The sequence below is a fragment of the Photobacterium sp. CCB-ST2H9 genome, from assembly GCF_023151555.2.
GTDB lineage: Bacteria > Pseudomonadota > Gammaproteobacteria > Enterobacterales > Vibrionaceae > Photobacterium.
Genome location: NZ_CP100425.1, coordinates 1,037,490 through 1,050,589, shown reverse-complemented (window position 1 = coordinate 1,050,589; position 13,100 = coordinate 1,037,490). Strand labels below are relative to the sequence as shown.

Here is a 13,100-nt window from a genome sequence, read left to right as displayed (position 1 = left end):
TTTCCCTGGCCGCCATCATCGCAACAGAATATGACAATAAAAAATCTCGATGTGACATTTATGTTAAACGTTAAATCCATGTCAAAAATTGACATAGCCCTCAATAAACTGGCCCTACCAGCTGAGTAAGCAGACCTGCCTCACAAATACCAGATCAATAAAACATCACAAAAACATTTAAATTAGACGCACAACAACTTTGCACTTATGACATTCCGACTGAAATTTTTATGCCTTAAGACTTTCTTAAGTTTCCCTTTCTAAGGTGTTAATACACACCTTCTGAGGGAATATGCGATGGACAATAACAATAATTCTAACAATTTAACCTTGGTGCATATTGATAAAGATCATCCTTTCCGTGAAAAAACAGAACGTTATGTTGCTTCTCGCTATGCCTCCGCATTTCAGGCCCGAATTCATTCCTTCATGCCGGCTTTCCTGGCATTGGTGGATAACAATGAGCAACTGTTGTCTGTCTGCGGTTATCAGGCCGCCCATACCGGCAACCTTTATCTTGAACAATACCTGGATCAACCAGCAGAACAGTTGATGTCCGAGCGGTTCGGTCAGGCGATTGTCCGTTCTGAACTGATTGAATTCGGGCAGCTGGCGGCATTTTCGAAAGGGATGTCTTACCTGCATTTCACCCTGATTGCCGAGCATCTGGTCCGCTGTGGCTACAACTGGTGTATTTTCACTGCGACCGGCCCACTTCAGGCCATGATGCGGCGACTGGGGCTGAATCCGACAGTACTGGCCGAAGCCACCGCTGAACGCATTCCCAATGCCGATGCTATCTGGGGAACTTATTATCAGCAGCAGCCCAGAATTTCCGGCGGGAGCCTGGCTTCAGGATTAGAGGTGCTGAACCAGCGTCGCTTCCCTGTCCTGCAAGCTTTCGGAGGTCAGGCATGAGAAGCCAGATCATCAAACACCTGTTCCGGTTCGCAGAACAGATGCCCGGGAAAGATGCCCTGCACGGATTCGATTCAGAAACAGGCCAGTCATTTACCGTCAGTTGCGGCCAGCTGGCTGAAGAAGTGATGCTGGCTGCCACTCAGTTGAACCAGCTCGGAGCTCAGCACATTGCGCTGAGAGCCGACAATGGCATCCAGTGGGCCATTGCGGATTTGGCGGCGATGGCGGCAGACAAAGTGCTGATTCCGGTACCTGCTTTTTTCTCAGAGCAACAGGTTCAGCATATGCTGTCGGAAGCCAGTGTGGATACGCTTTGGGGTAACTGGCCGGCGTATGAGGATTCCTTCCAGACAACGATTGCAGATCTGCCTGTATATAGGTGTGCTTCTTTGAATGCTACGGCCACACAAGGTCGCCCCGTACCACCACTGACCGGAAAAATTACCTTTACCTCAGGTTCAACCGGTCAGCCCAAAGGGGTCTGTCTGAGCCAGGAACACCTGCATACGACCAGCCAGGTGCTGGCCGAGCGCCTGTCATCATACGTCCGGCCTCAAAAACACCTGGTTCTGTTGCCTCTGGTAACCCTGCTGGAAAATATTACCGGCCTTTACATCCCGATTCTGATGGGCGCAACCACGGTTATTTTACCCGGCGAACAAGTCGGGCTGTCCGGTTCCAGTCAGTTTGACCCGGCACGATTCGCACATGCCCTGGCCTGCCACTGTCCTGAAAGTCTGGTTCTGACTCCGGCACTGTTGATGGCACTTTGCCAGGTCGCAATCCAGCAGCCTGAACTGGTCAGTCCGCTGAAATTTGTGGCGGTTGGCGGCGCCAGGGTCTCTCCCGCTCTGCTGACTCAGGCCAGAGCATTGGGCATCCCGGCCTATGAAGGTTACGGACTCTCAGAATGCGGCTCCGTGGTCAGTCTCAATCTGCCCGGTGACGACAAACCGGGCAGCAGCGGCAGACCGCTTCCCCATTGTCAGGTCAGCATTTCTGAATCCGGCGTTGTCCGCGTCAGCGGCAGTACCATGCTGGGATACCTCGGTCAGCATACCCCCGGACAGGAGATTGATACCGGAGATCTGGGGCACCTGGACAACGACGGCTTCCTGCATATTACCGGTCGGCAAAAGAATCTGCTGATTACGGCTTTTGGCCGCAATGTTTCTCCGGAATGGGTTGAGTCTGAAGCGCAGGCTTTCCCGGCACTCATGGGCATGGTGGTGATCGGTGATGCTCAGACCCAGCTGACCGGCGTGCTGTTTACCCCGTCACCGGCTCACCTGTCAGATGCCATCAGCGCACTGAATCAGCGACTCCCGGATTATGCCCGAATCGGCAATCTGATTGTGCTGGATAAGCCGCTTTCAGCGATTCCGGGACTGATGACTGCAAACGGGCGTCCTAAACGTGACGCCATTCAGCAATTGATTGTGCCTGCACTGGCTGCACTCCTGGATCACTCTGACGACACCAACCATCAGGCGACATCAACCCGAGTGCTGATGGCTGCGCACACCGCCGAACGTCTGACACTGACCCCGATTCATCTTCAAGAGGACACAACAATGGGTTCTGGTTTTTTTCATACACTGATCGCCGAAACAGAAGCTGCCCGGAACCGGATGGCTGATGCCCCGATTTTTGCTGCCTGTCAGCAGGGTGCTATCGATCTTACCGGCTACACTGCTTTCCTGACTCAGGCTTATCACCACGTCAAGCACACCATCCCGCTGCTCATGGCCTGCGGCGGCAAACTAGACGAAAGTTACGAATGGCTGCGTCAGGCTATCGGGCATTACATTGAAGAGGAAATGGGCCATCAGGTCTGGATCCTCAATGACATCAAAGCCTGCGGCGGAGATGCGGAAGCCGTGCGCGACAATCGGGACCAGGGCCGGGTCTGTGCCCCCATCGAACTGATGGTCGCTTATCTCTATCACCAGATTGACCGCCGGAACCCGATCGGATTTTTCGGCATGGTCTGGGTACTGGAAGGCACCAGCGTCAGCATCGGCGGCCAGATTGCACAACAGGTACAGCAGGTTCTGGATCTGCCGGATCAGGCCATAACCTACCTGAAGTCACACAGTGAACTGGATCAGGAGCACATCAAAACGTTCGAGCAGCTGATGAACCAAATCACGGATCCGGCCGATCAGCGGGCCATTATTGAGAGCGCCAACATGGTCTATGACCTCTACGGCCAGATGCTGGCTTCCCTGCCGCTGCCGGAACCGTCATCCCCACAAACACACTGATTGATTGCGCTGATTTAAAAAGGAATATGTGATGGATATCAACGATAAATATCTGGTCTTAACCGGCGCCTGCGGGGGAATTGGTTCAGAGATTGCCAGTGTGCTGGCCCATGCCGGAGCCAACCTGATTCTGGTTGGCCGCAATCTGAGCAAGCTCAAAGCCTTGCAACTGTCTCTGCCCCGGGAAACGGCACACAAAACACTGGTTGCCGATCTGAATACGACGGCCGGCGTTAATGCAGTCCACGACAGCTGCCAGCAATGGAAATCCGAAGGTTTAGCCATTCATGGTCTGATCAATAACGCGGGAAGTAACCAGTTTTCCAGCCTCTCTCAACGAGATGCCGGCAGTATCAGCGAAGAAATTCAGCTGAATCTGACAGTGCCGATTCTTCTGAGTCAGCAGGCCATTCAGTGGCTGGCACATCCGGGTCTGATTCTGAACGTCGGCTCAACCTTCTCTGCCATCGGCTACCCGGGCTATACCACCTACTGTGCCGGAAAAGCTGGTCTTCACCGATTCAGCGAAGCGCTCGACCGCGAACTGGATGGCACAGGGATCCGCGTGCTTTATCTGGCCCCCCGCGCGACCGATACCGCGCTGAACTCAACCCACGTGAACGAGCTGAACCAGCATCTGGGCAATCAGGTAGACCATCCAAAGTGGGTCGCAGAACAGCTCTTGCTCAGCCTGCAACAGGAAACGACTGTCCGCTGGCTGGGCTGGCCGGAAAAACTCTGGGTCAGAGTCAACCAGATTCTGCCTGCAGCGGTTGCAGGTTCAATACGTAAACAAAGTGCCACGATTCGCCAATTTCTTACCAAAGCTGAAGTGCATTAACTTCTGGAGGTCATATGAAAAAGCCATCTTTTAATCTCATCAAACCCCTGCTGGTCATGGCTTGTGTGACCGGCGCTTCGCTCAGTAGCCTTGCGTATGCCGATGAGCTCAGTGATATTCAGCAACAGTGGGCAAAATGCCAGTACGACACCTTTAATAAAGACAACAAAGTGCAATGCCTGAGAAACGTCATCACCGAGACAAAAAAAGCCTTGCAGCAATCACCAGACCGCGCTGACCTGAAAGTCTGGCTGGCCATAAACAAAAGCAGCCTGGCCGGTGCCAAAGGTGGCCTGGGCGCGCTGCCGCTGGTCAAAGAAGCGAAGGCTTTGCTTGAAGACGTGATCAGGACCGACCCGAAAGTCCTGGACGGATCTGCCTATACCAGCCTGGGCACGTTATACTACCAGGTGCCCGGATGGCCAATTGCATTTGGTGATGACGACAAAGCCGAAGCCATGCTGCAAAAAGCTCTGGCAATTAATCCGGATGGGATTGATCCAAATTACTTTTACGGGGATTTTCTGGCGCAGGACGGACGGCGAGATGATGCCATTGTTTACCTCACTCGTGCCAGCCATGCCAAACCACGTCCGGGCCGTAAACTGGCCGACGCGGGTCGCCAGCGTGAAATCCAGGAAAAACTGAAGGAGCTGCAATAGTCAATGCGGATCTTACTGATCGAAGATGACGTGATGCTGGGCGAGTCTATGGTGGCCTCGCTCAGCCGTCGTGGCTATACCGTTGACTGGCTGCAGCGCGGCCAGGGGGTTGAACACGCACTGAAAACTGAAGATTTTCTGGCTGTGATTCTCGATCTGACGCTGCCGGATATTGATGGCCTGCAGGTATTGCGTCATATCCGCCGTGCCGGCCATCAGGTTCCGGTGATGATCCTGACCGCCCGGGATGGCATCGACGACCGGGTCAAAGGACTCGACGGTGGCGCCGATGATTATCTGGTCAAGCCTTTCGCGCTGGAAGAATTACTGGCCCGGCTGCGGGTCATGATCCGGCGTCTGTCCGGGAGTACGGAGACTGAAATCCAGCTCGGGGATTTAACCCTGTCTCTGGACAACAATAGTGTGAGTTTTCAGGGAAAACCCGTCAAACTGACCCGAAATGAGTTCAAAATTCTCAGTACATTAGTGGCACAGGCAGGACGGGTACTGAGTAAGGACAGACTTCAGCAAGCCCTGCACGGCTGGGATGACACCGCCAGTGACAATGCCATTGAAGTCCATATTCATAATTTGCGGAAAAAACTGGGCAGCACGCTGATCAAAAATATCCGTGGCGTAGGGTATATCATTGATAATCGCTGAAATCCGTCCCATGCTGTCGATAAAAAAGCGGCTGATCACGATGACGGTGACGGCCGCCACTGTGCTGATTGCCATCTCCTGGAGCCTGATCTTCGCTGAATCCAAACATGAGATTGACGAAATTTTTGATGCCCGGCTGGGGCAATCCGCAAAACTGCTTGCCCTAAGCGCCCCCCAGTTACTGATGATGCCGCCCGAACAGCTCGAATTGTTTTATGAGCAATGGTATCAGGGCATCAGCAATCATGCCGGACTCGATGATGATGACCCGACCCCTTACGGACACCCCTATGAACAGAAACTGATGTTTCAGCTGTTCAGTGCCAGCGAAGGTGTGCTGCTCCGCTCACCTGCGGCCCCGCCGACCCCGCTCTCTGTCCCGGATAAAATTGGCTACCACCCGATCTCATTTGACAGTCAGCTCTGGCGCAGCTTCCAGATTCGCCTGCCTTCGACAGCACCGGACCAGGAAGCAGCCTTTCTGATCGTGGCAGAAAAACAGGCAATCCGGGATGAACTGATCGACGATATCGCCTTCTCAACCGGGATCCCACAGCTCTTACTAATCCCCTGTCTGGCGCTTGCTATTATTCTGCTGGTCAACTACATCATGCAGCCTGTCGGGGAACTTCAGCAGGCCCTGTCTCGGCGCACCATCAACAAACTGCATGCAATTCAGGTTTCTCAGCCCACCATCGAGCTCAAGCCTCTGATTGATCAGCTCAATTATCTGCTGTCAGAACTGGATAAAGCCTGGGTCAGAGAAAAACGTTTCACACACACCGCAGCCCATGAGCTGAAAACGCCATTAGCAGTGCTGCGTCTGAATGCTGAGAATGCACTGGCCAGTGATAACCCGACAGATCTGCAAAACGACTTGACCCATATTCTCAAAGGCATTGAACGGACCGACCGCCTAATTCAGCAGCTGCTGATGCTCGCCCGGGTCGAAGGCGGGAATGCTTTTCCATTCAACGAGACCGATCTGATGGCCTGCCTGCGCGATGTGATCGGCTCTCTGGTGCCCCTGGCATTAAAACAGGACCAGAATCTGTCGCTGGATGGCCCGGATACCCTCATGATGGACGCCAATGGTGTCCTGCTGACCAGTTTATTCAGCAACCTAATTGATAATGCCATCCGTTATGCCGGAAAGAATGCCGACATCAATATCTCCGTCACCCTGCAGTCAGAGGACTGGGTGGCGATCCGTGTCTGCGATTCCGGCCAGCCCATCCCGGACATGATTCGGGAACGGATCTTTGAAAAGTTTTTCCGCGCCAATACAGAACGGGGCGATGGCGCCGGACTCGGCATGTCGATTATCAGCGATATTGCTCTGCTCCATGGCGGAGATATCGTCCTTGAGGGTAACCAGACGGCATCCGGGAACTGTTTTCTGGTCACACTGCCCGTTCACCGCGCCCTCAATCAGTAGTCATCTAACCTTCACCTGATTCCTGTTTTTGTCAGACACCCCCAGAAATTGTCTATTTATAAGACAAATAGGCAGTTTATGATTCACAACCGCACCCTAAAACCTGATAAATATTCAAATAAACCCCTTATCACTTTGAAAGACATGCCATAATTGTTTAGAGTACAAATGTTTCATCTGTAATAATTTCTTTGCAGAGGAAGATTCATTTTGAAGGACTAGTACAATTTATGACTGTCAAACTTGAAGTAAAAAACCTTTACAAGGTGTTTGGCAGCGCTCCGGAAAGGGCGTTCCCACTGCTGGAAAAAGGGTTGAATAAGGATGCCATCTTTGAAGAAACCGGCCTCACCGTCGGGGTCAAAGATGCCAGCCTGACCATCCGGGAAGGTGAAATTTTCGTCATCATGGGCCTTTCAGGTTCAGGAAAATCAACACTGGTCAGGCTGCTCAACCGACTGATAGAACCCACACATGGCCAGGTGCTGCTTGACGGAAAAGACATTGCCAAGATTTCTGAAGAGGAATTGCGGACCGTCAGAAGAAACAACATCAGTATGGTGTTTCAGTCATTTGCACTGATGCCGCATATGACCGTGATCGACAACACCGCCTTCGGACTGGAACTGGCCGGTGTCGATAAAGATACCCGCTACGAGACGGCACTGAAAGCGCTGGCGCGTGTCGGCCTGGATGCCTACGCAGCCTCCTATCCGGACGAGCTGTCCGGCGGGATGAAGCAGCGGGTGGGTCTGGCCAGAGCGCTGGCGAATGACCCGGACATTCTGCTGATGGACGAAGCATTTTCCGCGCTGGATCCGCTGATCCGGACCGAAATGCAGGACGAGCTGATTCGGCTGCAAAGTGATGACAAACGAACCGTCGTTTTCATCTCCCACGATCTGGATGAAGCCATGCGCATCGGGGATCGCATCGCCATTATGCAGAATGGTGAAGTGGTCCAGATCGGGACCCCGGATGAGATCCTCCACCACCCGGCCAATGACTATGTCCGTTCCTTCTTCAAAGGCGTGGATGTCACCAATGTTTTCACAGCGAAAGATATTGCCCGCAAACAGCAGGTCACGGTCATCAAAAAAGGCGAAACCGACGGCCCGCGCGCCGCCCTGCAGCTACTCAACGACCAGGATCGCGAATTTGGCATCGTGGTCGATCGCCGCAATCAGTACGTCGGGATTGTCTCCACCGAATCCTTACAAAGTGCCACGAAAGCCAACCACCCGCTGACACAAGCGTTGCTGAATGACACGGTGACGTTCTTACCCAATACCCCGGTAGGTGAACTGATTGGTCATGTTGCCAGCCTGCCTTACGGTGTGCCCGTCGTTGATGAGCAGCAGCGCTACCATGGCATTATCACCAAAGCTCGCCTGCTACAGACACTAGACCGGGAGGCCTGACATGAGCCAGGAAACACAAACCGTATCATCCGCTCCGGGAACAGAAACGGTGCCGGAACAACCACCTGTGCAGGATCCCTGGTCTGCAACGACAGATGCTGCCAATACCGACCCTTGGGGGAATGCCGCCGGTTCAACGCCCAATTCAGGGTCTGACTGGCTGAACGAAGCGGCATCAGCCCCGGCCGATCCCAGTATCGACTGGATGCACCCGTTTCAGGATGCGCTGATCCCCTTTGATCGCTGGGTGGAAGACGGAATCAACTGGCTGGTCGCTAATTTCCGGCCCGCGTTTCAGGCCATCAGTGTCCCGATTGATTACATTCTCACGGCTTTTCAGGCCTTACTTCAGTCGACGCCGGCACTGCTGATGATTTTCCTGATCATGATTCTGGCCTGGCAGATTGCGGGCGCCCGGATGGGGATCGCATCCGTGCTCTCGCTCTTACTGATTGGCGCCATCGGTGCCTGGGATCAGGCGATGGTCACGCTGGCACTGGTTCTGACGTCGGTCTTTTTCTGCCTGCTGATCGGGTTGCCCACCGGGATCTGGCTGGCACGCAGTGAAAAAGCCGCCAAAATCATCCGGCCGGTTCTCGATGCAATGCAGACAACCCCGGCCTTTGTGTATCTGGTGCCGATTGTCATGCTCTTCGGTATCGGGAACGTCCCCGGTGTGGTCGTCACCATCATCTTTGCCCTCCCCCCCATCATCCGGCTGACGATTCTGGGGATCAGGCAGGTACCGGAAGAACTGATTGAAGCCGCACATTCCTTTGGCGCGAATCCAAAACAAATGCTTTACAAGGTTCAGCTGCCGCTGGCCATGCCAACCATCATGGCTGGCGTGAATCAGACACTGATGCTGGCCCTGTCTATGGTCGTCATTGCCTCAATGATCGCCGTAGGCGGTCTGGGACAAATGGTCCTGCGCGGCATTGGTCGTCTGGATATGGGACTGGCCGCCATTGGGGGTCTGGGCATTGTCATTCTGGCTATTCTGCTGGACCGTCTGACCCAGGCCATGGGGGCATCTGATCGCGGCAAAGCATACCGTCACTGGTATGAACACGGCCCGATTGGCTTCATTTATCGCCGGTTCAAAAAAGATGAGACCCCGCAACTGACGACCCATTCACAATCTTAAGGAGAACACCATGACAACACGCTGGAAGTCACTTTCACTCTCAGCGGCACTGCTTGCCGGTGTCGCAACATGGACCGCCACCGCGGCCGAAGAACCCGGTCAGGGAATTTCCGTTCAGCCCGTACAGAGTACGGTGGCGGAAGAAACCTTTCAGACCCTGATTGTCAATAAAGCTCTGGAAGCGCTGGGATACAAGGTTCTGCCGACCAAAGAGGTCGATTACAACGTCGGCTATACCTCGATTGCCAATGGGGATGCTACTTTCCTCGCGGTGAACTGGTCTCCCCTGCATAAAGACAAATTTATCAAATCCGGCGGAGACAATAAGTTTTACCGGAAAGGGGAATACATTACCGGTGCAGCCCAGGGCTATCTGATTGATAAGAAAACCGCTGAAAAATACGGCATCACCAATATCAGCCAGCTGAAAGATCCGAAACTGGCCAAACTCTTTGACGCCAACGGTGACGGCAAAGCCGATCTCACCGGCTGCAACCCGGGCTGGGGCTGTGAAAGTGTGATTGAGCATCAGCTGGATGTATACGGGCTGCGCAACACAGTCACCCATAATCAGGGTAACTACGCCGCCATTATCGCCGACACAATTTCCCGCTACCGGAACGGTTCTCCGATTCTGTACTACACATGGACGCCTTACTGGGTCAGCGGCGTGCTGGTTCCGGGAAGAGACGTGGTTTGGCTGGAAGTTCCTTTCTCCGCACTGCCGGGCGAGCGTAAAAAAGTGGACACTACTTTACCGAACGGCAAAAACTATGGATTTCAGATGAACAGCATGCGGATTGTGGCAAACAAAAAATTTGCCGAAGACAATCCAGCGGCCGCCAAACTGTTTGAAGTCATGCAGCTGGATATCAATGACGTCAGTGCCCAGAATATGCGGATGAGTCAGGGCCAGAACTCCCAGCAGGACATTGAGAACCACGCCAATGGCTGGATCAAATCGCACCAGAAACTGTTTAACAGCTGGATTGCACAAGCAAGACAAGCTGCAGAGGATGCGTCTTAGTCCTCCGGTGACACACCACACAAGACTTTCTCTCCGACAGGCCGGCATTTCGCCGGCCTGCTTGATCTGAACGACGCCTTAAAGTCAAAAACCTTACATCGGCTAAGCTTATTTTTTCGCTATACTCTTGAGATCATGGTCCGGATTTTAGGGTAACTCTATGTTTTTAGATTATTTTGCATTAGGGCTGCTTATCTTCGTCGCCCTGGTGATGTTTTATGGCATCATCGCAATTCACGACATTCCCTATGAGATTGCCAAGGAAAGGGAGCATCCCCATCAGGACGCTATCCATTATGCCGGATGGGTCAGTTTATTCACTTTGCACGCGCTGTGGCCATTTTTATGGATCTGGGCCACCTTGTGGAGAAAAGAACGGGGGTGGGGCTTTCAGCAAATTCAGAATGAGCAGGTTCTGCTGCAATCCCAGATTTCCAAAATGGAAGCACAAATTCAGCTGCTGCAAACCGAACTGACCGCACTCAGACACGCTCCCTGCCCGCCGGTCAATCCCGCCAGTCAGCAGAAAAGCAATGACAATGACGAGGGCCATCAATAATGGAAACCCTGCTGGTTCTCTCATACGCTGCAATCTGTATTTTTATTTTTAAGATCTTCCGGATCCCTCTGAATAAATGGACGGTTCCGACTGCCGTTCTGGGAGGCATTGTCCTGGTAGGTGCACTGGTACTGCTGATGAACTACAACCATCCGCACACCAGTCTGGGGGGAGAATACTATGTTTCGACGCCCATCATGCCGAATGTCCGTGGCAAAGTCACCGAAGTGCCGGTCAGGCCAAACACCCCCCTGAAACAGGGCGATGTGCTTTTTAAAATAGACCCGACGCCTTTTCAGGCTGAGGTTGACAGACTGGAAGCACAGCTGGAAGAAACCAGACAAAATGTGCTGGGACTGGAAGCCGCCTACAAAGCTGCGATGTCAACGAGAGTCAAAGCTCAGGCCGAACGCGATCGAACCTACCAGCAATACCAGCGCTATGCGACCGGCTACAAACGCGGTGCATTCACCAAAGCAGATGTGGACAACCGCGAACAGTTCTACCGGAGCGCCGAAGCATCGCTCGACGCTGCGCATGCGGAAGAACGGCGAGCCAAACTGGCGTTCGAGTCCAATATCAACGGGCAGAACACCAGCATTGCCCAGATTGAAGCCCTGCTGGTCAAAGCCCGGTTTGATCTGGACTCCACCATTGTCCGGGCGCCGACCCGCGGATTTGTCACTCAGGTTCTGCTCCGGCCGGGCATGATGGCTGTTCCGCTCCCGCTGCGTCCGGTCATGACCTTTATCAATACCGATGATGAATTCATTATCGGTGCCTTTCGTCAGAACTCCCTGTTACGCCTCAAACCCGGTTATGAAGCCGATGTGATTTTCCGCGCCATTCCGGGAAAAACGTTCAAAGCAGAAATCGTGGAAGTACTGCCAGCCATCGGAGAAGGTCAGGCACAGGCACAAGGCGTGCTATACGGAACCGAGATCCTGATGCGTCAGGGGCGGCCGCTGGTCAGACTCAAAATGATTGATGACATCAGTGCTTACAAGCTGCCTTTAGGGGCGAATATGGAAATTGCGGTCTACTCCGATCATGCGCACCATCTGGCAGTGATGCGTAAAGTACTGATTCGGATGAAGAGCTGGCAAAACTACCTGTACCTGGACCATTAAACCCTCACTGAACCATGCCCGCTGAAATCCGCGGGCATGACCGGATCAGTCACTCATTCCGGCGGCCAGCCGGACTTGCCGTTGAGTCAGGATCTGGCGCACACAATCCAGTATCAGAAACGCCACGGCAACCCAGATGGCAAGGTAAGTGAGCCACTCTCCGCCCTCGATACGTTCCCCCAGCAACAGTGATACGATCACCAGTAATACCGGTTCAACATAACTCAGCAGTCCGAACAGGCTGAAACTCAGCAGGCGACTGGCTACAATATAACTGCCCACCGCCAGCGCACTGAGCACACCCAGTCCGAGAACCAGTGCAATCAGCTGTGAATGCTGCATCAACACACTCAGGCTTTCGGTCTGAATAAACAGCCACCAGATGACCGGGGGGAACATCATCGCCATATCAAACCACAGACCACCCAGGCTGTCCGTGCCCATTTTCCGCCGCAACATAAAATAGGCCGGATAACCCATCGCGACCACAAGGGTTTCCCAGTACAAACCGCCCGACAGCCAGAGCTTATTGGCAACCCCTACCCCGGCAAAAAGCACAGCGACTTTCTGCAATCCGCTCAGTCTGTCTTTGTAAACCAGTCTGCCCAACACCACCATTACCAGCGGCATCATAAAATAGCCCAGAGATACAGGCAGGGCCCGACCATTGACTGGCGCCCATAAGAAGAGCCAGAACTGTAACCCCAGCAAACCGGCCGACAGGGGAACTCCCAACCAGAGCAGCGGACGCTGACGGATCTGCAAGGCAATCTCTGTCACCTGCCCCCAGGCATGACTGCTGAGCAAAAAGAGCGTCAGAAAAGGAAGTGTCAGCAATAACCGCCAGCTGAAAATCGCTTCTCCATCCAGCGGGTGAAGTAACGTTGCATAGAAATACATCCCACCGAACAGGCAAGATGACAACACAGATAAAAAAACACCTTTCCCCACATCCACTCCTGCACATCGCAACCCACGGCCCTGCGGCCACTGAACGGCATCATATCAGTATGTTGCCTCAGTT

12 protein-coding genes and 1 pseudogene are annotated in these 13,100 nt (G+C 53.4%); 12 read left to right on the top strand and 1 reads right to left on the bottom strand.

Annotated elements, in window-relative coordinates:
- The first annotated feature begins 297 nt into the window (after positions 1-297).
- From L4174_RS05085 to L4174_RS05030, 12 genes and pseudogenes are all read left to right on the top strand, one after another.
- Positions 298-918, top strand: coding sequence for a thermostable hemolysin (locus L4174_RS05085; RefSeq protein WP_248143776.1), 621 nt, complete (start codon positions 298-300; stop codon positions 916-918).
- Positions 915-1,910: pseudogene (locus L4174_RS05080) on the top strand (AMP-binding protein); the annotation flags it as partial. The gene L4174_RS05085 and the pseudogene L4174_RS05080, both read left to right, overlap by 4 nt.
- 585 nt (positions 1,911-2,495) lie before the next feature.
- Positions 2,496-3,188: a TenA family transcriptional regulator gene (locus L4174_RS05075; protein WP_248143848.1), complete on the top strand. Its 693-nt coding sequence runs from the start codon at positions 2,496-2,498 to the stop codon at positions 3,186-3,188.
- 31 nt (positions 3,189-3,219) lie between these two features.
- The gene (locus L4174_RS05070; protein WP_248143775.1) at positions 3,220-4,029 is read left to right on the top strand and encodes an SDR family oxidoreductase; all 810 of its coding nucleotides are present in this window, start codon (positions 3,220-3,222) and stop codon (positions 4,027-4,029) included.
- Between the two features lie 14 nt (positions 4,030-4,043).
- On the top strand, positions 4,044-4,691 hold the full coding sequence (locus tag L4174_RS05065; RefSeq protein ID WP_371929375.1) for a tetratricopeptide repeat protein: 648 nt from the start codon (positions 4,044-4,046) through the stop codon (positions 4,689-4,691).
- A gap of 3 nt (positions 4,692-4,694) precedes the next feature.
- A complete protein-coding gene (locus L4174_RS05060) occupies positions 4,695-5,354 on the top strand; it encodes a response regulator (RefSeq protein ID WP_248143774.1) in 660 nt (219 codons plus the stop codon).
- Positions 5,355-5,364: 10 nt separating this feature from the next.
- On the top strand, positions 5,365-6,792 hold the full coding sequence (locus L4174_RS05055; RefSeq protein WP_248143773.1) for an ATP-binding protein: 1,428 nt from the start codon (positions 5,365-5,367) through the stop codon (positions 6,790-6,792).
- A gap of 230 nt (positions 6,793-7,022) precedes the next feature.
- Positions 7,023-8,213: a glycine betaine/L-proline ABC transporter ATP-binding protein ProV gene (proV, locus tag L4174_RS05050; RefSeq protein WP_248143772.1), complete on the top strand. Its 1,191-nt coding sequence runs from the start codon at positions 7,023-7,025 to the stop codon at positions 8,211-8,213.
- 1 nt (position 8,214) lies between these two features.
- On the top strand, positions 8,215-9,360 hold the full coding sequence (gene proW / locus L4174_RS05045) for a glycine betaine/L-proline ABC transporter permease ProW (RefSeq protein ID WP_248143771.1): 1,146 nt from the start codon (positions 8,215-8,217) through the stop codon (positions 9,358-9,360).
- Positions 9,361-9,370: 10 nt separating this feature from the next.
- Entirely contained in the window at positions 9,371-10,387 is a 1,017-nt protein-coding gene (gene proX, locus L4174_RS05040; RefSeq protein ID WP_248143770.1) for a glycine betaine/L-proline ABC transporter substrate-binding protein ProX, read from the top strand.
- A 160-nt stretch (positions 10,388-10,547) separates the two neighbouring features.
- Positions 10,548-10,946: a DUF3302 domain-containing protein gene (locus L4174_RS05035; protein ID WP_248143769.1), complete on the top strand. Its 399-nt coding sequence runs from the start codon at positions 10,548-10,550 to the stop codon at positions 10,944-10,946.
- Positions 10,946-12,076, top strand: a complete 1,131-nt coding sequence (locus L4174_RS05030) for an HlyD family secretion protein (RefSeq protein ID WP_248143768.1) — start codon at positions 10,946-10,948, stop codon at positions 12,074-12,076. Before L4174_RS05035 ends, L4174_RS05030 begins: the two co-directional genes overlap by 1 nt.
- 45 nt (positions 12,077-12,121) lie before the next feature.
- Here L4174_RS05030 and rarD read toward each other — a convergent pair whose 3' ends face one another.
- The gene (rarD, locus tag L4174_RS05025; protein ID WP_248143767.1) at positions 12,122-13,027 is read right to left on the bottom strand and encodes an EamA family transporter RarD; all 906 of its coding nucleotides are present in this window, start codon (positions 13,025-13,027) and stop codon (positions 12,122-12,124) included.
- Positions 13,028-13,100 lie beyond the last annotated feature (73 nt).

What these genes read in the sequence shown, in the direction of transcription:
- L4174_RS05035 (WP_248143769.1), top strand. Translation starts at nt 10,548, where the DNA reads ATGTTTTTAGATTATTTTGCATTAGGGCTGCTTATCTTCGTCGCCCTG.
- proV (WP_248143772.1), top strand. Translation starts at nt 7,023, where the DNA reads ATGACTGTCAAACTTGAAGTAAAAAACCTTTACAAGGTGTTTGGCAGC.
- L4174_RS05055 (WP_248143773.1), top strand. Translation starts at nt 5,365, where the DNA reads ATGCTGTCGATAAAAAAGCGGCTGATCACGATGACGGTGACGGCCGCC.
- L4174_RS05070 (WP_248143775.1), top strand. Translation starts at nt 3,220, where the DNA reads ATGGATATCAACGATAAATATCTGGTCTTAACCGGCGCCTGCGGGGGA.
- proW (WP_248143771.1), top strand. Translation starts at nt 8,215, where the DNA reads ATGAGCCAGGAAACACAAACCGTATCATCCGCTCCGGGAACAGAAACG.
- L4174_RS05085 (WP_248143776.1), top strand. Translation starts at nt 298, where the DNA reads ATGGACAATAACAATAATTCTAACAATTTAACCTTGGTGCATATTGAT.
- L4174_RS05030 (WP_248143768.1), top strand. Translation starts at nt 10,946, where the DNA reads ATGGAAACCCTGCTGGTTCTCTCATACGCTGCAATCTGTATTTTTATT.
- L4174_RS05065 (WP_371929375.1), top strand. Translation starts at nt 4,044, where the DNA reads ATGAAAAAGCCATCTTTTAATCTCATCAAACCCCTGCTGGTCATGGCT.
- proX (WP_248143770.1), top strand. Translation starts at nt 9,371, where the DNA reads ATGACAACACGCTGGAAGTCACTTTCACTCTCAGCGGCACTGCTTGCC.
- L4174_RS05075 (WP_248143848.1), top strand. Translation starts at nt 2,496, where the DNA reads ATGGGTTCTGGTTTTTTTCATACACTGATCGCCGAAACAGAAGCTGCC.
- L4174_RS05060 (WP_248143774.1), top strand. Translation starts at nt 4,695, where the DNA reads ATGCGGATCTTACTGATCGAAGATGACGTGATGCTGGGCGAGTCTATG.